Annotated in this window: 20 protein-coding genes; 16 read left to right on the top strand and 4 right to left on the bottom strand. The window is 64.8% G+C overall.

Annotation, left to right across the window (positions count from 1 at the left end; translation table 11 throughout):
• Positions 1 to 19 precede the first annotated feature (19 nt).
• The 11 genes from flhC to pbN1_RS03755 all read left to right on the top strand — a co-directional run bounded on the left by flhC (position 20) and on the right by pbN1_RS03755 (position 9,929).
• Positions 20 to 565 carry a flagellar transcriptional regulator FlhC gene (gene flhC, locus pbN1_RS03805; RefSeq protein WP_169116799.1) on the top strand — a complete coding sequence of 182 codons (546 nt, stop codon included), beginning with the start codon at positions 20 to 22 and terminating at the stop codon, positions 563 to 565.
• A gap of 150 nt (positions 566 to 715) precedes the next feature.
• A complete protein-coding gene (motA, locus tag pbN1_RS03800) occupies positions 716 to 1,570 on the top strand; it encodes a flagellar motor stator protein MotA (protein WP_169201227.1) in 855 nt (284 codons plus the stop codon).
• Positions 1,571 to 1,640: 70 nt separating this feature from the next.
• Positions 1,641 to 2,651 carry a flagellar motor protein MotB gene (motB, locus tag pbN1_RS03795; RefSeq protein WP_169201226.1) on the top strand — a complete coding sequence of 337 codons (1,011 nt, stop codon included), beginning with the start codon at positions 1,641 to 1,643 and terminating at the stop codon, positions 2,649 to 2,651.
• Positions 2,652 to 2,668: 17 nt separating this feature from the next.
• Entirely contained in the window at positions 2,669 to 3,496 is an 828-nt protein-coding gene (locus pbN1_RS03790) for a CheR family methyltransferase (RefSeq protein ID WP_169116802.1), read from the top strand.
• Positions 3,480 to 4,106: a chemotaxis protein CheB gene (locus pbN1_RS03785; RefSeq protein WP_244857148.1), complete on the top strand. Its 627-nt coding sequence runs from the start codon at positions 3,480 to 3,482 to the stop codon at positions 4,104 to 4,106. The genes pbN1_RS03790 and pbN1_RS03785 overlap by 17 nt, the downstream gene beginning before the upstream one ends.
• A gap of 108 nt (positions 4,107 to 4,214) precedes the next feature.
• Positions 4,215 to 5,183: a chemotaxis protein gene (locus tag pbN1_RS03780; RefSeq protein ID WP_169201225.1), complete on the top strand. Its 969-nt coding sequence runs from the start codon at positions 4,215 to 4,217 to the stop codon at positions 5,181 to 5,183.
• Positions 5,184 to 5,197: 14 nt separating this feature from the next.
• Positions 5,198 to 6,148, top strand: coding sequence for a chemotaxis protein (locus pbN1_RS03775; protein WP_169201224.1), 951 nt, complete (start codon positions 5,198 to 5,200; stop codon positions 6,146 to 6,148).
• Positions 6,149 to 6,183: 35 nt separating this feature from the next.
• A complete protein-coding gene (gene cheY / locus pbN1_RS03770; RefSeq protein WP_169201223.1) occupies positions 6,184 to 6,585 on the top strand; it encodes a chemotaxis response regulator CheY in 402 nt (133 codons plus the stop codon).
• Between the two features lie 33 nt (positions 6,586 to 6,618).
• Positions 6,619 to 7,467 (top strand): protein phosphatase CheZ, encoded by an 849-nt coding sequence (gene cheZ, locus pbN1_RS03765; protein WP_169201222.1) that lies wholly within the window; start codon positions 6,619 to 6,621, stop codon positions 7,465 to 7,467.
• Positions 7,468 to 7,564: 97 nt separating this feature from the next.
• Positions 7,565 to 9,475 (top strand): chemotaxis protein CheA, encoded by a 1,911-nt coding sequence (locus pbN1_RS03760; protein WP_210147647.1) that lies wholly within the window; start codon positions 7,565 to 7,567, stop codon positions 9,473 to 9,475.
• A 121-nt stretch (positions 9,476 to 9,596) separates the two neighbouring features.
• Complete coding sequence (locus pbN1_RS03755) at positions 9,597 to 9,929, top strand: DUF3135 domain-containing protein (RefSeq protein WP_169201221.1); 333 nt, start codon at positions 9,597 to 9,599, stop codon at positions 9,927 to 9,929.
• Here the strand turns inward: pbN1_RS03755 and tal are convergent.
• Both tal and cysK read right to left on the bottom strand, forming a co-directional pair.
• Complete coding sequence (gene tal / locus pbN1_RS03750) at positions 9,919 to 10,998, bottom strand: transaldolase (protein ID WP_169201220.1); 1,080 nt, start codon at positions 10,996 to 10,998, stop codon at positions 9,919 to 9,921. The two genes, pbN1_RS03755 and tal, sit on opposite strands and share 11 nt — an antisense overlap.
• 194 nt (positions 10,999 to 11,192) lie before the next feature.
• Positions 11,193 to 12,170 carry a cysteine synthase A gene (gene cysK, locus pbN1_RS03745; protein ID WP_169201219.1) on the bottom strand — a complete coding sequence of 326 codons (978 nt, stop codon included), beginning with the start codon at positions 12,168 to 12,170 and terminating at the stop codon, positions 11,193 to 11,195.
• Positions 12,171 to 12,719: 549 nt separating this feature from the next.
• Here cysK and pbN1_RS03740 point away from each other — a divergent pair.
• The 4 genes from pbN1_RS03740 to pbN1_RS03725 all read left to right on the top strand — a co-directional run bounded on the left by pbN1_RS03740 (position 12,720) and on the right by pbN1_RS03725 (position 16,215).
• The gene (locus pbN1_RS03740) at positions 12,720 to 14,039 is read left to right on the top strand and encodes a hypothetical protein (RefSeq protein ID WP_169201218.1); all 1,320 of its coding nucleotides are present in this window, start codon (positions 12,720 to 12,722) and stop codon (positions 14,037 to 14,039) included.
• A gap of 66 nt (positions 14,040 to 14,105) precedes the next feature.
• Positions 14,106 to 14,492, top strand: coding sequence for a hypothetical protein (locus pbN1_RS03735; RefSeq protein ID WP_169116811.1), 387 nt, complete (start codon positions 14,106 to 14,108; stop codon positions 14,490 to 14,492).
• A 10-nt stretch (positions 14,493 to 14,502) separates the two neighbouring features.
• The gene (locus pbN1_RS03730; protein WP_169116812.1) at positions 14,503 to 15,195 is read left to right on the top strand and encodes a C39 family peptidase; all 693 of its coding nucleotides are present in this window, start codon (positions 14,503 to 14,505) and stop codon (positions 15,193 to 15,195) included.
• A gap of 33 nt (positions 15,196 to 15,228) precedes the next feature.
• The gene (locus pbN1_RS03725; protein ID WP_169201217.1) at positions 15,229 to 16,215 is read left to right on the top strand and encodes a hypothetical protein; all 987 of its coding nucleotides are present in this window, start codon (positions 15,229 to 15,231) and stop codon (positions 16,213 to 16,215) included.
• A 42-nt stretch (positions 16,216 to 16,257) separates the two neighbouring features.
• On the opposite strand, the gene pbN1_RS03720 is transcribed toward pbN1_RS03725, so the two are convergent.
• Positions 16,258 to 17,583, bottom strand: coding sequence for an acetate kinase (locus pbN1_RS03720; protein ID WP_169201216.1), 1,326 nt, complete (start codon positions 17,581 to 17,583; stop codon positions 16,258 to 16,260).
• A gap of 48 nt (positions 17,584 to 17,631) precedes the next feature.
• Positions 17,632 to 18,975 (bottom strand): sigma-54 dependent transcriptional regulator, encoded by a 1,344-nt coding sequence (locus pbN1_RS03715; RefSeq protein ID WP_169201215.1) that lies wholly within the window; start codon positions 18,973 to 18,975, stop codon positions 17,632 to 17,634.
• A gap of 1,158 nt (positions 18,976 to 20,133) precedes the next feature.
• Here pbN1_RS03715 and pbN1_RS03710 point away from each other — a divergent pair.
• The gene (locus pbN1_RS03710; RefSeq protein WP_169201214.1) at positions 20,134 to 22,284 is read left to right on the top strand and encodes a hydantoinase/oxoprolinase family protein; all 2,151 of its coding nucleotides are present in this window, start codon (positions 20,134 to 20,136) and stop codon (positions 22,282 to 22,284) included.
• The last annotated feature ends 9 nt before the right edge of the window (positions 22,285 to 22,293 follow it).

Below are 22,293 nucleotides of genomic sequence, written 5' to 3'. Positions count from 1 at the left end.
CCGGCCGGAGGAGAGCAAATTGAAAAACAAGAGCATCATCGGCGAAGCCGAAGACATCCAGCGCGCAGCGGAAATGGTCCGCCTCGGCGCCCGCATGCAGATGCTGGAAGCCGAGACGAAGCTGAGCCGCGAGCGCCTTCTGAAGATCTACAAGGAAGTGCGCGGCATGTCGCCGCCGAAAGGGATGCTGCCGTTCTCGACCGACTGGTTCATGACGTGGCAGCCGAACATGCACGCGTCGCTGTTCATGGCCTTCTTCAGTTTCTTCCAGGACAAGGCCGGCCTCAAGGGGCTGGATGCGATCATCAAGGCCTACCATCTGTATCTCGATCACGTCGAGGCCGAAGCGATGGACCCGGTGCTCAGCCTGACGCGCGCCTGGACGCTGGTGCGGTTCTTCGACGCCGACCTGCTCCAGTTCGCCCCCTGCACGAGCTGCGGCGGACGCTTCGTCGCCCACGCCTATGATCCGACCCACCACTTCGTATGCGGTCTGTGCAATATGCCTTCGCGGGCCGGAAAGACCAAGCGGGCCGCCAAGGCGGCATTCGCCGAAGCGGACTGAGCAACGGATCGCCGTGCTCGAGGCCGCCGCGCCTGCCGGCGGCCTTTTCGTTTGTCGGAGCTCAAGTCCGGCGTGCCGGAGTCGTTACAGTGGCAGTATTTCTGCGAAGCGCGGGAGCGCCTTCGTACATGAATCGACAGGGGTTTTCCGGTGTTTCTGATCGTTGGCTATGTCATCATCCTTCTCGCGTCGATCGGGACCTATTCGATTCATGGCAGTCTCATGGCCCTGTGGGTGCCGCTCGAGTACCTCGCGATCGTCGGCCTGATGATCGGCGGTTTCGTTGCGGGCAACGGCAGCAAGGCGCTGAAGGCGACGCTGGCAGCCCTGCCGGGGGTCGTGAAGGGCTCGCCGTACAACAAGGCGATGTACATGGACCTGCTGGGCCTGCTGTACGAGGTGCTGGCGAAAGTGCGCAAGGAAGGCCTCATGTCGATCGAGAACGATGTCGACAATGCCGCATCCAGCCCGATCTTCACGAAGTATCCGAGCGTGATGGCCAACCACCACGCGATCGAGTTCCTCACCGATTATCTGCGCATGATGGTCGGCGGAAACCTCAACGCGTTCGAGCTCGAAAGCTTGATGGACAAGGAAATCGATACCCATCACCACGAGGCGCACACCGCACCGCACGTCGTGGCGAAGGTCGGCGATGCGCTCCCCGCGTTCGGTATCGTCGTCGCGGTGATGGGCGTGGTGAACGTCATGGGTTCGGTCGGCCAACCGCCGGCGGTACTGGGCAAGATGATCGGCGGCGCGCTGGTCGGTACCTTCCTCGGCATCCTCATTTCCTACGGTTTCGTCCAGCCCATCGCGAGCCAGCTGGAACAGCGCGTCGAAGAGGGCGGGAAAGTGTTCGAGTGCATCAAGGTGGTGCTGCTGGCGAGCATGAACGGGTATGCGCCGCAGGTGGCGATCGAGTTCGGGCGCAAGGTGCTGTATTCGACGGAGCGTCCGGGCTTCGCCGAGCTCGAGCAGGACATCAAGAACCGCAAGGGTTGACGGCCGCAATGACGAGCTTGCCGCGCCTCACGCCTCGCCCGGCCTCTGCGCGACGTGGAGGCGCCCGGCCGTGAGCGACGATACGCAACAACCTATCGTCGTCAAGCGCATCAACAAGGTCGCGGCGGCAGCGCACGGCGGCGCATGGAAGATCGCGTACGCGGACTTCGTCACCGCGATGATGGCTTTCTTCCTGCTGATGTGGCTCCTCGGCTCGACCGCGCAGGGCGACCTCGAGGGGATCGCTGACCATTTCCAGAATCCGCTGAAAATCGCGATGCAGGGCGGAAGCGGATCGGGCGACAGTTCAAGCGTCATCAAGGGCGGCGGCGAAGACCTCTCCCGTTCCCTCGGACAGCGCAAGCGCGGCGACGTCGACGAGCGCCGTTCGATCAACCTCGATGCGGCGAAGGGACGCGAGATCCAGCGACTGGAGGGCGATAACGAAGGGGCGGAAGCAATGCGCGAGCGGGCGCGGCTGATCGACCTGAAAGGCCGCATCGAGGCGATCGTCGAGGCCGACCCGAAGCTGCGCAGCTTTCGCAACCAGATCCTGATGGACATCACGTCCGAAGGGCTGCGCATCCAGCTCGTTGACGAGCAGAATCGGCCGATGTTCAATACCGCGAGCGATGCGCTGCAGCCTTACACCCGCGACCTGTTGCGGGCGATCGGACGGGCGCTCAATGACGTGCAGAACCGGCTCAGCCTCTCCGGCCATACCGATGCCGCGAAATACGCCGGTGGCGAGCGCGGCTTCTCGAACTGGGAGCTGTCGAGCAACCGTGCGAACGCGTCGCGCCGGGAACTGGTCGCCGGCGGACTGGAGCCGGGGAAGGTGATCCGGGTAGTCGGCCTGGCCGAGACGGTGCCCATGAAGGAGGACGACCTGTTTGATCCAACCAACCGCCGTATCAGCATCGTCGTCATGAACCGGAAGACCGAAGAGGCGGTGCGGGCGCAGCGCGGTTTGCTCGACGTCGGCGCGACAATGCCCGTCGACGACGAGAAGCTCCGCCGCGATATCGGGGCGGCCTCCGCGATGCCGGCCGGACGGGCGCGTGCCGCCCTGCAACCCTGAGCCCATCGACGACAAGCATGCGCGACCGCGAATTCCTGTTCACGACGACGGATTTCGACCGCATCCGGGCGCTGATCCACAGCCACGCCGGCATCGCGCTGTCGCCGGCCAAGCATGACATGGTGTACAGCCGCCTCGCCCGGCGCCTGCGGGCGTGCGGCGACCGGACTTTCGCGGAATATCTCGTCCGGCTCGAGCGCGATCGCCCGGAATGGGAGGTCTTCGTCAATTCGCTGACGACGAACCTCACCTCGTTCTTCCGCGAACCCCACCATTTCGACCTGCTTGCCCAGCGGCTGCGCGGCATCGAGGAAAAGCGCACGATCAGGATCTGGTGCAACGCCGCTTCCACCGGCGAGGAGCCGTATTCGCTCGCGATCACCGCATGCGAGGCGTTCGACACGCTGAGCCCTCCGGTGCAGATCCTCGCGAGCGACATCGATACCAGCGTGCTCGCCCAGGCGCAGCGCGGCCGGTATCGACAGGATCGCCTCGAACGCCTGTCGGCGGAGCGGTTGCGGCGCTACTTCGTCCGCCCGGCCGACGGACTGCCCGGGGAACTGCAGGTGCGCCCGGAGTTGCAGCGCCTGCTGAGTTTCCGCCGCATCAACCTGCTCGAAGCCAACTGGCTCGTGCAGGGGCCGCTCGACGCGATTTTTTGCCGCAACGTCATGATCTACTTCGACAAGCCGACGCAGTACACGATCCTCAAGCGCTTTGTGCCTTTGCTGCGCCAGGATGGAGCGCTCTTCGCCGGCCACTCCGAGAGCTTCCTGCACGCGGTCGACCTGTTCCGTTCGATGGGCCGTACGGTCTATCAGTGCGTCGATGCAAGCCGCGCCTGAGGCCGGCACGGCAATGCGCAGTGGCGCGGCGCGCATCGTCTTCATCGGGGCCTCGACGGGGGGCACCGAAGCCATCAAGGAGATCCTTGTCGGGCTGCCCGAACGCTCGCCGCCGATCCTGATCGTGCAGCACATGCCGGAAATCTTCACCTCTTCCTTCGCCCGCCGGCTCGACGGACTGTGCGCGCCGACCGTGAAGGAGGCCGAGGACGGCGAGCCCGTGCTGGCGGGAAACGTGTATCTGTCGCCGGGCCATTCCCATCTCGCGATCCGGCGTACCGGGGGCGGCTTCCAGTGCGTGCTGTCGCGGGACGAAGCCGTCAATCGCCACCGCCCCTCGGTCGACGTGCTGTTCCGCTCGGCAGCGGCGCAAGTCGGCACCGCGGCGATCGGAGTCCTGCTCACGGGGATGGGCAAGGACGGCGCACAGGGGTTGCTGCAGATGCGCCACGCGGGGGCATGGACGATCGCCCAGGATCACGACTCGTGCGTCGTGTACGGCATGCCGCGGGAGGCAGCGAGTATTGGCGCCGCACGCGAAGTCGTCCCGCTCAAGGCCATCGCGCTGCACATCCTGCAGCGCGCCGGGCCGAACACGGCGCCGCAATAAACCGCGCGCATCAGCCCTCAAGAATCGGCCGCCATTGACGTTATCCATCCCAACCCCGCGGCACGAACCCGTTGCCGGAACATATACCCGCATCTTGCGGAGAGCCAAATGTCCGAACTATTCAGGAATATCGAAGCGCGCACACGGCTCGCCGGCACGAACAAGCTGGAGATCCTGTTGTTCACGCTGGGGACCGACGCGCGTACCGGCCGTCGGGAAACTTTCGGCATCAACGTGTTCAAGGTGCGGGAAGTCATGCGCACGCCGGCCATCACCGCCGCGCCCGAGATGCCCGCGTCGGTCGAGGGGATGGTGAGCCTGCGCGGCGTACTGGTGCCGGTCGTCGATCTCGCCAGATATGCCGGGATAGGCGCCGAGGCGCGGCGCGACATCATGATCGTGACTGAATACAACGGCCACACCCAGGGCTTCCTCGTCGAGGCCGTCGACACGATCCTGCGGCTCGACTGGGCGCAGATGAGGGTTCCGCCGGATATGCTGACCGCGAACCTCGGCGGCCTGGTGACCGCCGTGACCGAGCTGCCTGGCGAGAGGCTGGTGATGATGCTCGACGTCGAGAAAGTGCTGTCGGAAACGACGACCCAGGACGATCCCTTGTTGTTCCGGGGCATCGAACCGCTCGACGACGCGGCGCAGACGGTTTATTTCGCCGACGACTCGTCGGTCGCCCGCAAGCAGATCGAACGCACGCTCGAGGCGCTCGGGGTGCCCTATGTTGGATCGATCAACGGCCGGGCGGCGTGGCAGGAACTGCAGAAGATCGCGATGCATGCCGACGCGACGGGACGCAAGGTCAGCGAACTGGTCGGCCTCGTGCTGACCGATGTCGAAATGCCCGAAATGGACGGCTACATCCTGACCAAGATGATCAAGTCCGACTCGCGCTTCGACGGGGTCCCGGTTCTCATGCATTCGTCGTTGTCCGGGATGTCCAACCAGCAACTCGGGAAATCCGTCGGGGTGGATGAATACGTGGCCAAATTCGAACCCCGGCGCCTCGCGCAGACACTGCGCCGCCTGCTTGTCGAGGGCGGCGCCTCGTCCCGGGCATGTTGAGAGGGAGCACCGATATGTCGAGTTTCAATCCCGACGAGAGCGGCCTGCTGAACGTCGTCGATGGACGCACCGGCCTCGCCGGTTCGAACCGCATGGAAATCCTGCTGTTTTCGCTGGGAACCGGCGAAACCTTCGGCATCAACGTGTTCAAGGTCCGCGAGGTCTGCACCGCGCCCTTCATCACGCGCACGCCGAACATGCCCGTCGGCGTCGAAGGGCTGATCTCGCTGCGAGGCAACGTGATCCCGGTTCTGTCGCTGGCAAAGATCCTCGGCCTTGCCCGGCCCGGCGCGCCGCTCGGCGGCTCGATGATGGTGACCGAATACAGCAAGCGCACGCTCGGATTCCTCGTCGACAGCGTGGATCGCATCATTCGTGTCGAATGGGACAAGGTCCGCGCGCCGGACAACGTGTCGAGCAATGTGCAAAGCTACATCACCGCGATCACCGAGTCGCCCGACGGCAAGCTCGTTTCGATCGTCGACGTCGAGACGGTGCTGGCGACGACGTTCGGCGACGCGGTCGTCGGGAATATTTCGCCGATCGCCGGCGGCCATGAATACGACATTTTCTTCGTCGACGACTCGGGCGTGGCGCGGCGCAAGATCGCCGAGGTCCTCGACAAGCTCGGCGTCAAGCACAAGCATGCGGTCAATGGGCTCGAGGCCTGGACACGGCTGCAGGGCATCGCGAGCCACGCGCAGCAGTGCGGGCGCCAGGTGGGGGAAGAACTCGACCTCATACTGGTGGATGCCGAAATGCCGGAGATGGACGGCTATGTGCTGACGCGCAACATCAAGGCCGACGCGCGCTTCAACGGCATTCCCGTCGTCATGCATTCGTCGTTGTCATCGGAGGCGAATCGCGCCATGGGAAAACAGGTCGGTGTCGATGCATACGTGGCAAAATTCGACGCTGACGCGCTGGCCGATACGCTGCGCCCCTTGTTGTCGAAGGGGCACTAGGCCGGGCCGGCTGCGAGACGAATACGGAGAACAGGATGTCCGACCCCAAGATGAAATTTCTCGTCGTCGACGATTTTTCGACCATGCGCCGCATCGTGCGCAACCTCCTCAAGGAACTCGGATTCACGAACGTGGACGAGGCCGAGGACGGTGCGGTCGCGCTGCAGAAGCTCAACAACGCGTCGTTCGACTTCGTCGTCACCGACTGGAACATGCCGAACATGGACGGCCTGACGCTGCTGCAGACGATCCGCCAGACGCCCCATCTGCGGCACCTGCCGGTGCTGATGGTCACCGCCGAAGCGAAAAAGGAAAACATCATCGCGGCCGCACAGGCGGGTGCGAGCGGCTACATCGTGAAACCGTTCACGGCGGCGACGATGGCCGAAAAGCTCGAGAAGATCTTCGAAAAAATTGGCAAGAAAGCGGTTGCCTGAATGGCGCTGCCTGAATGAATAGGGAATCCGATAATGGCGAAAAAGCTGAAGCTCGACGAGACCGGTGATTCTGATGATCTCCAGGCCTTGTTCGACAGCATCGCATCCGGTCCGGCGAAATCGGAATTCAAGGTCGTTGCCGATCCCGGCGCATCGAGCGGTGACGACGACGAATTGCAATCCTTGTTCGATGCGGTCGCCGCGCAGTTCGATGCTGCCGTCAGCTGCGAGCCGGCGCCGAAAAGGATCGACCCGCCACCCGCACTCCCCGGACACAGCTGCGATGCCGTATTCACACGGATTGGCCAGATGACGCGCCAGGTGCACAACACGTTGCGCGCGCTGGGTTCAGACGGCCTGCTCCAGGAGGCGGTGCAGGCGATTCCGGACGCCCGCGAGCGGCTCAGCTATATCGCGCAAATGACCGAACAGGCGGCAAGCCGGGTGTTGAACGCGACCGACATCGCGCAGCCGATACAGAACAGGATGCATGCCGATGCGCGAAACCTGGAGGCGCAGTGGGACAAACTGTTCGCAAACGAACTGTCGGTCGACGAGTTCAAGGCGCTGTCGGGCAACACGCGGGATTTTCTCGGCGAAGTCGCCAGGAACAGCCGGGCGACGAACGAACAGCTGATGGAAATCATGATGGCCCAGGATTTCCAGGACCTGACCGGGCAGGTCATCAAGAAGGTCGTGGATCTTGCGCAGAAACTCGAAACCGAACTGCTCCAGGTGCTGCTGGAAGTGACGCCGCCCCAGATGCGGGGCGATAGGCACGGCAACCTGCTCAACGGCCCTGTGATCAGTTCCGAGGGACGCGACGACGTTGTGACGACCCAGGAGCAGGTCGACGACCTGCTCGACAGCCTCGGTTTCTGAAAACCAAAGGTGGCGGCGGGCAACCGCCGTTTGATGCGACGATATGCCGCGCCGCGACTTTCGTCCCGGCAGTCTGCAACGATAATGCGAGAACGTCATGAGTGACTTCGCGGGAATGGAAGATCTCCTGCAGGATTTCCTGATCGAGGCCGGGGATCTGCTGTCCGGTGTCGATAACAAGCTCGTCGATCTGGAGCGGGCACCCGACGACCGCGGCTTGCTGAACGAGATATTCCGCGGCTTCCACACGATCAAGGGCGGGGCAGGCTTCCTCAATGCTGCCGAACTGGTGACGCTGTGCCACCTGACCGAGAACCTGTTCGACAATCTTCGCACTGGCGCGGTGCAGGTCACGCCCGAAGTCATGGACGTGATCCTCGAAGCCACGGGAACCGTACGTGCGATGTTCTCGCACCTCGCGCACAATGCCCAGCCCGCCCCGGCCGAGCCGGCGCTGATTGCGCGCTTGAAGCAGGCGATCGCGGGAGACCTTTCGGCGGCAACGCCGCGGGCTCCCTCTGTTGAGCCGCCGCGGGCTCCCGCTGGGGAGCCTGCGCGGGCGGGGCGTGCGGACGTCTCGCAGCGCGGGGAGCCGGACTGGGAAGCGCTGCACGGTGTGGTCACCGGTTTGCCGGCCCGCACACCCGGGGCAGTCAAACCGGCGGTGATCGTCCCCGCGCAGCCGGCCAGGCCGCCGGAGGAAGTCATCCAGGCCGCGATCGGCCGGCGTGGGAACGACAAGCCCGATACTGCGGCTCCGGCCGGGCGGCGCGACATCGAGAAGCAGCGCGACAACTCGATCCGTGTCGATACCACGCGGCTCGACCAGGTGCTGAACCTGTCGGGCGAGATCGGCCTGACGAAGAACAGGCTCAACGCGCTGCGCAGCGACATCCTGAGCGGCCGCAACGATACCGAGACACTGCATTCGCTCGACCTCGCAGTCAGCCAGCTCGACCTGCTCGTCTCGGACCTGCAGAACGCCGTGATGAAAACCCGCATGCAGCCGGTCGGCCGGCTGTTCCAGAAATACCCGCGAATCGCGCGCGATCTTGCACGGAACATGGGCAAGGACGTCGAACTGGTGCTCGACGGCGAGGAAACCGAAATCGACAAGACGATGATCGAGGATCTGGCCGACCCGATCATCCATCTGATTCGCAACGCCGTCGACCACGGCGTCGAGGATCCGGCTGAACGCATCGCCAACGGCAAGCCGGAAAAGTCGATGGTGCGTCTCGAGGCGCGCCAGGAGGGCGATCACATCATCCTGCTCGTCGCCGACGACGGGCGTGGCATGAACCCCGAGCGACTGCGCGCGAAGGCGCTGGAGAAGGGTCTCATCACCGATGAGGAATCGAACACAATGGACGAGCGCCAGAGTTTCAATCTGGTGTTCCTGCCCGGATTCTCGATGGCGTCGCAGGTGTCCGATGTTTCGGGCCGCGGGGTCGGGATGGACGTCGTGCGGACGAACATCCAGAAGCTCAACGGCAGCATCGAGATCAAGTCGCAGCTCGGCAAGGGCACTACCTTCGTCATCAGCCTGCCGCTGACGCTGGCGATCCTGCCGGTCCTGCTGGTGCGGCTGGGCGAGCAGCCGTTCGCGGTGCCGTTGTCGATGGTCAGGGAAATCCTGCCGATCGACATGCGCGAGGTCCAGGAAGTGGGCGGACGCGCGACGATGGTGGTGCGCGGCGAAGTGCTGCCGATCCTGCCTCTGGCCGGCATGCTGGGCTGGCCGCTCGAGCGGGCGCCCGGGTATGGCGTGCTGATGCAGGCCGCCGAACTGTCCTTCATTCTCGCGATCGACAGCTTCGCCGGCCGCGAAGACGCCGTCATCAAGTCGCTCGACGATTTCAGGCCGAAAGGTGTCGCCGGCGTGACGACGCTTTCGAACGGCCAGATCGTGCTGATCCTCGACATGAAGGAACTGCTCGGCAGTTCCGGAGACTTCCGCGGCATGGCCCGTCTGGCGCTGACCCCGCAGCACGCCGTCGCTGCCTGAGCCGAGCTCGTTTTTCGCCCGCGCGGCCAAACGCGCAGGCCGGACGCAGCTGCGCTTGCGTCACCCCCTCCTGCTGCCTACGATGAAACATGCATGGCCATCGCCGTGCTGGAGGGGCGTCATGGCCGGCTTCGATTTCGGGTACTGGAGCAGTCTCGCGCAGCGGGATCCGGAAGCGTTCTTTCGCGCCCGCTCCGAGGTCATCGAGCAGTTCATCGCGGCCCATCCGGCGGCCGAACGCGGCCGGTTACGGGAGCTTCAGCGCAGGATCGACTGCATCCGGGCGAGCGCCGGCGGCCCGTTGCGGGCAACCGGCGTGCTGTGCGCGATGATGAGGGAGCGGCTGGAACTGCTCCAGTTGCAATGCGAGCGGCTGCGGGCGCTCGGTGAGATACCGAAAGCGGTGCGGCCGGACGGCTGGGCGAACGGGCGAGGCCCGAAGCTCAGGCAGTGAGCTCGAGAAGCCCGGCAAAGGCTTCTTCGAACTGGCGCAGTCCTTCGTCCTGCAGGCGCTTCCCCGCCGCCGTCATGTCGAAGCCCAGCCCTTCCAGTGCGGCGAACTGCGCTTGCGCCGCATCGACGTCCCGGTCGAGCGTGCGGGCGACAGTGCCGTGGTCGCGCAGCGCAGCGAGCGTCGCGTCGGGCAGCGTGTTGACCGTCTCCGGCCCGATCAGCGGTTCGACATACATGAGGTCGCTGTAAGCAGGGTTCTTCGTCCCGGTGCTCGCCCAAAGCATGAGCTGCGGCCGCGCGCCGGCACTGCGCAGGCTGGCGAACGCGGCACCGTGGAAGCGTTCGCGATAACGCAGGTACGCGAGCTTCGCCATCGCGACGGCGGATTTCCCGCGCAGCGCGAGCGCCGCGTCGTTGCCGATCTCGCCGAGCTGACTGTCGAGCAGCGTGTCCACGCGGCTCAGGAACAGGCTCGCGACCGACATCACGCGGCCCACCTCGCCTCCCGCCTGCTGCCAGGTCGCGAGGCCGCGCAGGTAGGCTTCGGCGACCGCGTCGACATGCGCCAGCGAGAACATCAGCGTCACGTTCACGCTCACTCCGTGTCCGGTCAGCTGCTCGATGGCTTCGATACCGGCGGGGGTTGCGGGCACCTTGATCAGCACGTTGTCGCGCCCGACCGCGTGTTTCAGGCGCATCCCGGCGGCGACGGTCCGCGCCGCGTCGTGCGCGAGCGCCGGGGATACTTCGAGACTCACGTAGCCGGCGTTGCCGCCGCTCTCGTCGAACAGCGGGCGCAGCAGGTCGCAGGCGCGCTGCACGTCCGGGATCACGAGCCGCTCGTAGCGGGTTTCGGCGTCGATCGCTTCGCCCTTGAGACGGGCGAGGTCTTCTTCGTAGTAGCGCCCGCCTGCGATGGCCTTGTGGAAGATCGCCGGATTGGTGGTGACGCCGGCGATGCCGTCCGCGGCGATCAACCGCGCAAGGTGGCCTTCGTTGAGAAGGGTGCGGGAAAGGTTGTCGAGCCAGACCTGCTGGCCTTCGGCGCGTACGCGGAGCAGAGGATTCATGGAGGGCTGCGGTGAGGGTTGCTCAAGAATTTATTGTGCTATGAATCGGCGGTCGCCGAAAGCTTGCGCGACCGGCGACCGGCGACCGGCTCGCCTGGCGGCCCCTCGCGGGGACCGCCAGGGCGCGATTCCGGCAGTCGACCGCCCGATTGCATCCCGTGTTGCGGTCGAGCCTGGCCGCGCGCCGGGGCCGTTCAGATAGCCACGCCCGAAGCGTCGAAAAGGCCTTCGAACAGGATCGAGCTGAGGTAGCGCTCACCCGAGTCCGGCAGCACCACGACGATCGTCTTGCCAGCGTTCTGCGGGCGCTGGGCGATGCGTGCGGCCACCGCCACGGCGGCGCCGCAGGAGATGCCGGACAGGATGCCCTCCTCGCGCGCGAGCCGGCGCGCGTAGAGAACCGCGTCTTCGTTGCTGACCGTCTCCACCGCATCGATCAGCGACAGGTCGAGCACCTTCGGCACGAAGCCGGCGCCCAGTCCCTGGATCTTGTGCGGTCCCGGCTTGAGCGGCATTCCGGCGCGCGTCTGGGTCAGCACCGGGCTGGCTTCCGGTTCGACGGCGACCGAGAAGATCGGCTTGCCGCGCGTCTCTTTGAAGTAACGCGACACGCCCGTGATCGTCCCGCCGGTACCGACGCCGGAAATGAAGATATCGACGTTGCCGTCGGTGTCGCTCCAGATCTCCGGGCCCGTCGTCGACGCGTGGATCGCCGGATTGGCGGGGTTGTTGAACTGTTGCAGCAGCACATAGCGACCCGGGTCGGACGCAGCGATTTCCTCGGCTTTCGCGATCGCGCCGTTCATGCCCTTGGCCCCTTCGGTCAGGACCAGCTTCGCGCCGTACGCGACGAGGAGCTTGCGCCGCTCGACGCTCATCGTCTCGGGCATCGTCAGCGTGATCGGGATGCCGCGCGCGGCGGCGACGAACGCCAGCGCGATGCCCGTGTTGCCACTCGTCGGCTCGACGATTTCCTTGCCGGGGCCGAGCAGGCCGCGTTGCTCGGCGTCCCAGATCATCGCGGCGCCGATACGGCACTTCACCGAATAGGCCGGGTTGCGGCCTTCGATCTTCGCGAGGACGGTTGCCGGGGCGCCGTCGGTGACGCGGTTCAGTTTGACCAGGGGCGTCTTGCCGATCGACAAGGCGTTGTCGGAATACCAGTTCGACATAATCAGGCTCCATGAAAGGTGGTGGAATGAATGCTCACGGCACCGGCCCGTCTCGGGGCGCCAGGGCCGAGACACGGATCAACGAATGAACGAGAGCAGCGTCGGACAGGAAGATTACGACAGTCGGCGCCGGTTTAGCCAAGAACCTCTTCGATGATCCAGGATTGCGAGGCATTCGCGCGCGAAGCGGCGGGCAAGCGCACCCCATGCTTGCGGCACTGCAGCCGGGGCACGATGGGGGCACAACATGCGGTGCGAGGTGTTTCACGGACGAAACACTTCACCATGGCCCGGGTTGCCGTAAAAAAACCAGGCCATACAAAGGCTTGGCTTTGAATCGGGCGGAACAGCCGGGGTTTTGCGCCGGCCGGGTTGTACAACTCCTGAACAGTCAGGCGTGCGTGGCGTCTAGACCAACGCCGCGGCGACAAAATAGTCGGCGTTTAATCAGTCCCTTGGCGTCACCGCGCATGAATGGCACAGCTCTTGCGCAATATCGATACCTGGGCCTGGCATGGGGCTGGCCCTGGCTCTCGAAGGGGAAGCGCAATGAGAAAAACATTGATTTCAGCCGCGATCGGACTGGCCTTTGGTCTTGCTGGGCAGGCTTGGGCGAATCCGGTGAATACGGTCACGGACGTTACCGACGACAACACGCAAACCGCAACGGCCACAGCGACGCAGGGCGGCGACACCAGCCCGCAGGCGAACGAGTTTTCGACCGCAACGCAGGACAACAGCAGCTTCGCCGACAGTTCGAACAACTCCGACAACTCGAACAATTCGGATAATTCGGATAATTCGGACAACTCGAACAATTCGATGACCGATAACTCGAACAACTCGGACAATTCGCTCACCGACAATTCCGACAACTCGAACAACTCGGATCAGGACAACGACAAGAGCGCCGGCGACAATCGCAACAACGACGGAACGGCGCGCGCCGAGGGCTATGGCACGGCAGCCGCGAACAACGGCTCGACCTCGACGGCTACTTTCACCAACGCATTCAATACCACCGAGGTAATGGCGATTGCGACGCTCAACGGCACGGTGAGCGGCGTGTCCGTGAGCGGCATCGGCAACATCGCGACGAACAACGGCAACGCATATGGCGGCAACGGAGCGGCCGGCGGAACCGGCAACGGCGGCGACGGGATCGGCGGGAGTGCCAATGGCGCGGGCGGCGCCGGTGGAGCAGCCGGCGGTGCGGAAGGCGGCATGGGCAGCAACGGCGGCGACGGCATCGGTGGTGCTGCGACGACCGGCGAGGCGAATGGCGCCATCGGCTCCAACGGCGGGAATGCCGACACGGCAAACGCGAATGGTGGTGACGGCACCGGCGGCAGCGGCTCGGGCAGTGCCAGCAACAGTGCGAGCGGAGGATCGGGCATCCCGGACGGTGCCGGCGGTGTAGCCGGAGGGGCGGGCACTTCGGGAGACTCGAATGCGACCGCCAGCGGCGGCAGCGGGACCGGCGGTGCCGGTGGCACGGCAACCAACACCGCGGGCGCGGGCGGCAACGGCGGCGGGGCGACCAGCGGCAATGCCACCGCGGGCAATGGTACGGCCGGCAACGGCGGCAACGGCGGCAATGGCGGCACCAATACGGCTGGCAATGGCGGCGACGGCGGCACGAACACTGCGGGTGCCGGGGCCGGCGGTGCGGGTACAGGCGGTGCGGGCGGTGCGGGCGGTGCGGGCGGCACGGCGATGGTCGATGCGGGGACCTTCAACATGTCCAACACCGTCGGCGGCGGCAGCCTGGCCAACTCGGCGGGCATCTCGATGACCTCGCTGAACAGCGGCATCGGTGCACTCGTGCAGCAAAGCGCAAACGTGCAGGCCAACCTGACGGTCCAGTAAGCAGCACGATCGAGCCGGGGGAGAAGTCTTTTCCCGGCTTCACCTTTGCAGTCGAGGAGTGAAGCCATGAGACAGGTACTGCCCCTGCTGACACTCGGTATCGCGCTGGCCGTCCTGGCCGGCGGCACCCGCCTCGTGCATGCCGACGACGTCGTGATGCTCGGGGATGCGGAATCCTTCGCGCTGCAGCGGCCGGTGCAGAGACTGATGGATGGGGCTACGGTGGATGACGCGGTGCTTTCGGGTCAACGCGGCGGCGCCGATACGCACATCAGCGAAATACGCGCGGTCGGTTCGATGAGCGAGGTTTCCGTGTCGGATGCCGTCACCGGGTACAACCTGATCACCGAGGGCGCATTCGCCAATGCGAATGTGCTGGGAACCGTGGTCCAGAACAGCGGAAACGGTGTCCTGATCCAGAACGCGGTGATCCTCAATCTCGAGGTGAAATGACGAGGCTGTCATGAAAGTCCGCACGCTGTTTTTCATCGCCCTGCTGGGCGCGTCGGTGTGCCAGCCCGCGGGGGCGCAGTCCGACTCGGCGAGGATTCTGGGGCCGTCCGGGAGCAGTTATGCAGTGCCCGTGACGAGCCTGAAAGGGGCGCGCTTCGTGTCGACGCTGCGTCAGCAATACGACTTCAGTTGCGGCTCCGCGGCGGTCGCAACGCTGCTCACGCATCATTACGACCGCAAGGTCGACGAAGTCGAGGTGTTCAAGCACATGTTCGAGCGCGGCGACCAGGCGAAGATCCGGCGTGAGGGATTTTCGATGCTCGACATGAAACTCTATCTCGACGGCAGCGGTTTTCGTGCCGAGGGCGTGCGCGCGTCGCTCGACCAGCTTTCCGCGGCACGTGTCCCGGCAATCGCGCTGATCAGGGAAAACGGCTACGCGCACTTCGTCGTGGTCAAGGGCCTGCGGGCGAAGCGGGTGGTCATCGGCGATCCGGCAATGGGGACGCGCGTTCTCGATCGCGCCGACTTCGAGCGCTTCTGGACCAACGGCATCCTGCTCGTCATCAACGACAAGCCCGAGCGTGCCCGCTTCGACCGGGACGAGGACTGGCGGGTCCGGCCCCCGGCGCCGATCGGGCAGGGGATCGGCGGCAATGCAACGGATGTCCTGCTGCTGCGGCGCGGGCCGATGGATTTTTGAGTCTCTTCGATGATCACTTTGCGGAACAAACGCGTGGCCGGGCTCATGGCGATGCTCGTCGTGGGTGCGGGAATCCCGGAAATTCCGCTCCGGTTGCTGGAGCATGCATATGCGACGGATGACGTGGTCGAGGGCTTCTTCCCCGCACTGTGTGCCGGCGACATGCCGCCCGCCGAACTCCTCGCGCTCGCCGACTGGCCGCTGGATGCAGAAGGGATCGGCTGCCGGCCACACCCCGGGGTGCTCGACGCGCTGGCTGCGACGTCGGACGACGGGAGTCGGCCGGGAACGATATCGCGGCGCCTGGCCGAATACGTCCTGTCACTCGATGTTCCGCCTGGAGCCTCCGAAGAGGGTGCGCTGCCGGAGTCCGCGCCGGTCCCGGTCGCGAACGGCGCGGACGAAAGGCTTCCCGGTGCTGCGAGCGCCACGCCTTTCGCCGTGTCGACGCCGGATTCGTACCAGCCCGTGCCGCTCGCCGCGCTCGGCGAACCGCTCCCGTCGCCGGCGCTATCCACCGTAGCGGGGCGCGACCACGATCTGGAACCGGTCCCCCAGGCACTCGCAGAAGGCCGCCCGCCCGAGGGCGAGAAGATGTTGTTCGCCGGTCTGCTGGTCGATGACGACACGCTCGGCGGCCTGCGCGGCGGCTTCGAGACGCCGGGCGGACTGATGCTTTCGTTCGGTATCGAGCGCGTGGTCCTCATCAACGGCGTGCTGTCGAGCACGACGACGCTGAACGTCGCGGATCTGAGCCAGTTGGCTGGGGGGGCGGCAGGCCCGCAGGTGCTGCCCGTCGGCACCAGCGTGGGCGTGATCCAGATCGGGGCGGACAACAGCTTCGATCCGGGCGTGCTCGCCTCCGGCTCCTTCGCGACGGTGATCCAGAACAGCCTGGACAATCAGAAGATTCAGACGGTCACGACGATCAACGCGCAGGCCAACAGCATGGATCTGCTGCGAGCCCACCGGCTCGGGGAGTCGTTGAGGGATGCCTTGAACAGCTCGCTGCTGAGGTGAAAGGCCGGCTTGGGTGCCCGGCACCGCGCCGGCGAACGTGCTCTACAGCGTGATCGGCATCCGCAAGGTCAGTTGCAGGTCCGGCGTATCCTCCGTGAGACCGGCGCCGACCGACAGGTTCAAAGTCCGGTTCGGCGCCATACGGTAGGAGTAGCCGAGCAGCAGGGTACCGAGCTGAACGCGTACCGAAGTCGCTGCTGTCTGGCCGTTCTGCTCGACCTTTCCGACCGACAGGTGGTCGTAGCCGATGCTGAACGATGAGCGCTCGTTCAGTGCGAGACCCATGCCGAAGTTGAAACCGAAAGCACCACCCGGCTGGACCTCGCCGAGTTCGATGTCGCCCTCGTTCGTCTTCTGCTTCACGTTGTCCCGCTTGAAGCTGTACTGGTAGCTGATGCCGCCGAAAAAGACAACGGGGTCGGAAGGAATCAGCACCGTCAGGCCCGGCTGGAGAGAGTAGAAACCCGAGCCGGTGGGAATTTCGGTCTGAAGACCCACGCCCCCGGTCGTCGATCTGATCGTTCTGTCGATTTCGACTTCGAACGGATCCGTACCGGTGCGCGACTTGAAGCGCAGCGACGCGATGTAGTACGGCTGGTCGGCCCCGCCGTCGTTGAGCTGGTACCGGCCGGTCAACTCGATGTCGCCGATGTCGTTCCCGTCCGTGTCGAATACCTCGGGATTGGCACTTCCTGCTGCCACTTCCCGGCTCACGCTCGAATCCCAGCGATAGACGTACGGAATTTTCGCTTCGAGTTCGAAGCGGTTCGTAATGCCGCGCCGCACGGTCAGCGCCGCGGTCAGTGAGTTGCTCTTGACCTCCCGAACATCGATCAGACCGATCAGGAGTGCGGGGATGATCGTGTAGCCGATCAGTGCAATGCGATTGCTCGATGAATACGCATACTGCAGCGAAGGCTCGAGGATCCACGTCCCCCGCGGCGTCAGCACGCCCGGCTGCTCGAAGATCGGCGCGACCGGTGGCGGGCGGTTGTCGGTGCGGGTCGGCGCCTCGCCGACAGGACGCTGCACCGGTGCCTGGGCGACCTGTTGCGCGGGTGTGCTGCCTGTCGGGGGCGGCGGCGCGGCGACCGTGGCGGGCACGGCGGGCGCAGGACCTCGGCCGCTGATGCCGCTGATGTCCAGCGCACGGCGCATGTCGTGCAGTACTGCCTGCTGGCGCGACAGATCCTGCTTCAGCGATTCGATCTGCCGGCTCTGTTCCTCGATCCGCTGTCTAAGTGTATCGACGCTGCCGTCGAAAGCCGCGTCATCGGCAGCGTGGAGGAACGGGCTCGATGCGGCCAGCACCAGCCCGGCCACGCTGCAGCCCACGACGGCGCCGGACCGGCGTCCCGAGGTTTTCATGGTTATCCCCTTGTATTTCCTGTCTTCGATGTGGCCGGCCGGGCACGGCTAAAGAACGATTTTCAGACGATCGATCATGCGATACAGCGTCACGCGCGAAATGCCGAGTTGCCGGGCGACTTCCGAAACGTTGTTGCGGTACTTATGGAGACTGCTGACGATGACTTCCTTTTCGACCGTCGCGCGCACTTCGTCGAGCGTCGGGCTGACGCCGTGCATCTCGGGCACGGCGATGCCCAGGTCGGCGGCGGCGATGAGCTTGGACTCGGTCATGATCATGGCGTACTGAACGCGGTTGATCAGTTCGCGCACGTTGCCCGGCCACGGGTATTCCCACATCGCATGGACCGCCTCCGAGCTGAAACCCTTCACCTGCGAACTCTTCTGGTGCCGGTTCTGGGCGAAGATCGAATTGGCGAGCAGCGGAATGTCGCTGGTGCGTTCGCGCAGGGGCGGCACCTTGAGGTGCAGGACGTTGAGCCGATAGAAAAGATCTTCGCGGAACCGGCCCTGCTCGACGGCGCGCTCGAGGTCGACATGCGTTGCCGCGATCACCCGCACGTCGAGGCGGATGCGCTCCGTGGAACCGACGCGGACGATCGTCTTTTCCTGCAGAAAGCGCAGCAGGTTCCCCTGTAGGTCGAGGGGCAGGTCGCCGATTTCGTCGAGGAACAGGACGCCGCGGTGGGCGGCTTCGATGTTTCCGATCTTGCGCTGGTGTGCCCCCGTGAATGCGCCGCGCTCGTGGCCGAAGAGCTCGGACTGGATGAGATTCGGCGCAATCGCACCGCAGTTCATCGTGACGAACGGCGAACCCGCACGGGCGGAATAGCGGTGGATCGCGTTTGCCACGAGTTCCTTGCCGGTGCCCGATTCGCCGCCGATCAGCACCGGCGCGTCGACCCCGACGATCTTGTCGATCTGGTTGAAGAGCTGAAGCATCCTCGCGTGGCGTCCGACCATGCCGAACCGGCTGTCGCCGTCTCCGGTTCGAGTCGAGCAGCCCTCGATGTTCTGCAGCATCAATGCCTTGCCGTAAGCATGGCCCAGCGTCACCATCAGGCGTTCGCAGTCGAGCGGCAGCGTGTGAAAGTCGTGGAAGTTGCGCAGCACCATCGGCCCATGCTCCTGGTTGCGCAGCAGATCCTTGCCGAGGATCGCGATCCATTCGACGTCGTTGACAGAGATCAGCGCTTCCATTTCGCGCGGTGGCCAGGGGTGCGCCGAGCTGAAAGCCACCAGACCAACCAGCGGTGAGCCGGCAGTCAACGTCTTGCGGGCCTCGTCGATGGATGAAACCACCTGAAATTCCCAGCCGGTCAATCCCATACTCTTCAGGCCGGCGGCCACTTCGCCGGTCTGATCCAGCAGCAAACCTTTACGTTTCGCCATCAAGGGTGTCCCTTTCCGCTCCGGAGATATCGACCTTCATTGTGTTTCGCACCGAATCGAGATACGCCCGACGTCCGTGCTCATGCATTTCAGTCCCGGAATGAATGTGACCTATCAAGCAAAAAGCATGCGAACAACGAGTGAATTGCCTCCGAAGAAATCCAAGCGACCTCCATCGAGACGGGCAGAGGGCGCCGGCAGCGAGGGCTGCATATTCCATATCAATCGCAACCGCTGCGTGAAAACGGCCGGTTCATGATCGGGCAATACCCGTCGAGGCCGGGAATGCCACGTTCGGAACAACTGGTTGGGAATACCTTTCCAGGGGGTTTTTGGTTCCAAAGACCCCGGTAGAAAGCGCCTGAATGCGCGCCAATTTTGTGGAAATTCGAACGGCGAAACCGCGTGGCAATACAGATGGAAGCGCAACAACAGTGCCCCCAGCGGTGGCTTCAGGAAATCGGCGCGCGTTTCCTGTCGCGTTTTTCGCCGTCGCCGGCTACCCGCATTTCATCGTGACGCAAATGCGCCTCGCGTGATCCCTCACGGCTCGCTGTCCGGCGGCAGCGCAGCCGGTTGTAAGAAATGTCGACAGCGCCCCGGACCCGCGGCTCGAAGAAGCTGCGGCGGAACGGGGCCGCCAGCGCGGGGAGCGCGCGCAGCAGGGGCGCGCAGGGGCCGCTTGGCCGGGGTCAGCGATCAATCTTGCGGTGTGCCGCCGCTGGGGCGCGGCGGAAAAATGAAGATCGGTGTAAAGATTCCCGACGGTGCGTGGTGCCGGACCATCACCCAGGCGCGACCGATATCGCGGTGGCGCCGGCTGAGAGCACGGATTTGCGCTTCGGTCGCTGTCACCCGTCCCGCCCTCGCAAGGCAATTTTCCGCTGCCCCATCGCGCGGTTCGCCCCCGCCCGCGTCCCGCTTCCGACCAAACGTCGCAGCACGTTCGATTTTCGTACGTTCCTCCGTTTTCCGACCGTCCGCTCCAGTTGTCCGGGATTGCTGCGATGCAGCGAAGAAAGTGTCCGTGGGGTCTTCCATCATGGCTTTTGCGGTTGCTGCGATGCGACAAGAAGATGCTGGCACGGACGGTGCAAAAGGACATCCGGGGGCCGGCAACATCGGCGACTCGCTAATCAAGAGGAGATGGAGATAAACATGGAAGTCCTACAGGCATCACAGGTACAGGTCATGGGCATCGATGCCGGCGGCACGATGACCGACACGTTCTTCGTCCGCGAAGACGGGCGCTTCGTTGTTGGCAAGGCACAGAGCAATCCGGCCGACGAGTCCCTCGCAATCTTCAACTCGTCGCAGGACGCGCTGGCCCATTGGGAGCGCGACGTCGACCAGGTCTATCCGGAACTCGTCACCTGCGTCTATTCGGGCACTGCGATGCTCAACCGCGTCGTGCAGCGCAAGGGGCTCGATGTCGGGCTGATCTGCAACCGCGGCTTCGAGCAGGTGCATTCGATGGGTCGCGCGATCCAGAGCTACCTCGGCTATGCGCTCGAGGACCGCATCCATCTGAACACGCACCGCTACGACGAGCCGCTGGTGCCGCTGTCGCGCACCCGCGGCGTCACCGAGCGCACCGACGTGCAGGGCGAGATCGTGATCCCGCTGCGCGAGGCTGAAGTGCGCCAGGCGACGCGCGAACTCGTCCAGGCCGGCGCCAAGGCGATCGTGATCTGCCTGCTGCAGTCGCACAAGAACGGGACGAGTGAGAAGCGGGCGCGCGACGTGTGCCGCGACGAACTCGCGGAGCTGGACATCGACATTCCGGTGTTCGCGTCGGTTGATTACTACCCGTCGCGCAAGGAAAGCCACCGCATGAACACGACGGTGCTCGAGGCTTACGCCGCCGAGCCGTCGCGCCAGACGCTCAAAAAAGTCAGCGACCGCTTCCGCAAGCATGGCGCGAAGTTCGACCTGCGCGTGATGGCGACGCACGGCGGCACGATCTCGTGGAAGGCGAAGGAGCTCGCGCGCACGATCGTCTCCGGCCCGATCGGCGGCGTCATCGGCTCGAAGCTCCTCGGCGAGGCGCTCGGCTATGAGAACGTCGCGTGCTCGGACATCGGTGGCACGTCGTTCGACATGGCGCTGATCACGAAGGGCAACTTCGCGATCGTGTCCGATCCGGACATGGCGCGCCTGGTGCTGTCCTTGCCGCTGGTCGCGATGGACTCCGTCGGCGCCGGCGCCGGCAGCTTCGTGCGGCTCGACCCGTACAGCGGCGCGATCAAGCTGGGACCGGACAGCGCTGGCTATCGCGTCGGCACCTGCTGGCCGGAAAGCGGCCTCGACACGGTGTCGGTGTCCGACTGCCACGTCGTGCTGGGCTACCTGAACCCGCACAACTTCCTCGGCGGCGCGATCAAGCTCGACGTCGAGCGCGCGCGGCAGCACATCAAGGTGCAACTCGCCGATCCGCTGGGCTTGTCGGTCGAGGATGCGGCGGCCGGCGTCATCGAGCTGCTCGACCAGAACCTGCGCGAGTACCTGCGCGCCAACATCAGCGCCAAGGGCTACAACGCGGCCGACTTCGTGTGCTTCTCGTACGGCGGCGCCGGACCGGTGCATACCTACGGCTACACCGAAGGTGCCGGTTTCAAGGACGTCGTCGTGCCGGCGTGGGCGGCGGGCTTCTCGGCGTTCGGCTGCGCGTGCGCAGACTTCGAGTACCGCTACGACAAGAGCGTCGACATCGCGGTGCCGCAGATCGCCCCCGACTCGCAGAAGGCCGCGGCGTGCAACACGATCCAGGAAGCCTGGCAAGAGCTCGCGGCGAAGGTCGTCGAGGAATTCGTCATCAACGGCTTCAAGCCCGAGGACGTGATCCTGCGCCCCGGCTACCGCATGCAGTACATGGGCCAGCTGAACGACCTCGAGATCACCTCCCCGATCGGCTCGGCAGCGACGCCGGAGGACTGGAACCGCATCGTCGAAGCGTTCGAGAACACCTACTCGCGCGTCTATGCAAGCTCGGCGCGTTCGCCGGAACTGGGCTTCTCGGTGACCGGCGCGATCATGCGCGGCCTCGTCGCGACCCAGAAGCCGGTGCTGCCGGAAGACCCGGAAGAGGGCGAGACGCCGCCGGCCGAAGCGCGGCTGGGCACGCGTCCGTTCTACCGCGGCAAGAAGTGGGTCGATGCCGTGCTGTGGAAGATGGAAGCGCTCAAGCCCGGCAACCACATTACCGGCCCCGCGATCATCGAATCCGACGCGACGACCTTCGTCGTGCCCGACGGTTTCGAGACGCGGCTCGACAAGCACCGCCTGTTCCACCTGGCCGAAGTGAAATAAGGAGACACC

Origin of the sequence: Aromatoleum bremense (assembly GCF_017894365.1) — a bacterium.
Classification (GTDB): domain Bacteria; phylum Pseudomonadota; class Gammaproteobacteria; order Burkholderiales; family Rhodocyclaceae; genus Aromatoleum; species Aromatoleum bremense.
Note: the sequence above shows the minus strand (reverse complement) of the source record. Positions and strands in the feature narration are given on the sequence as shown.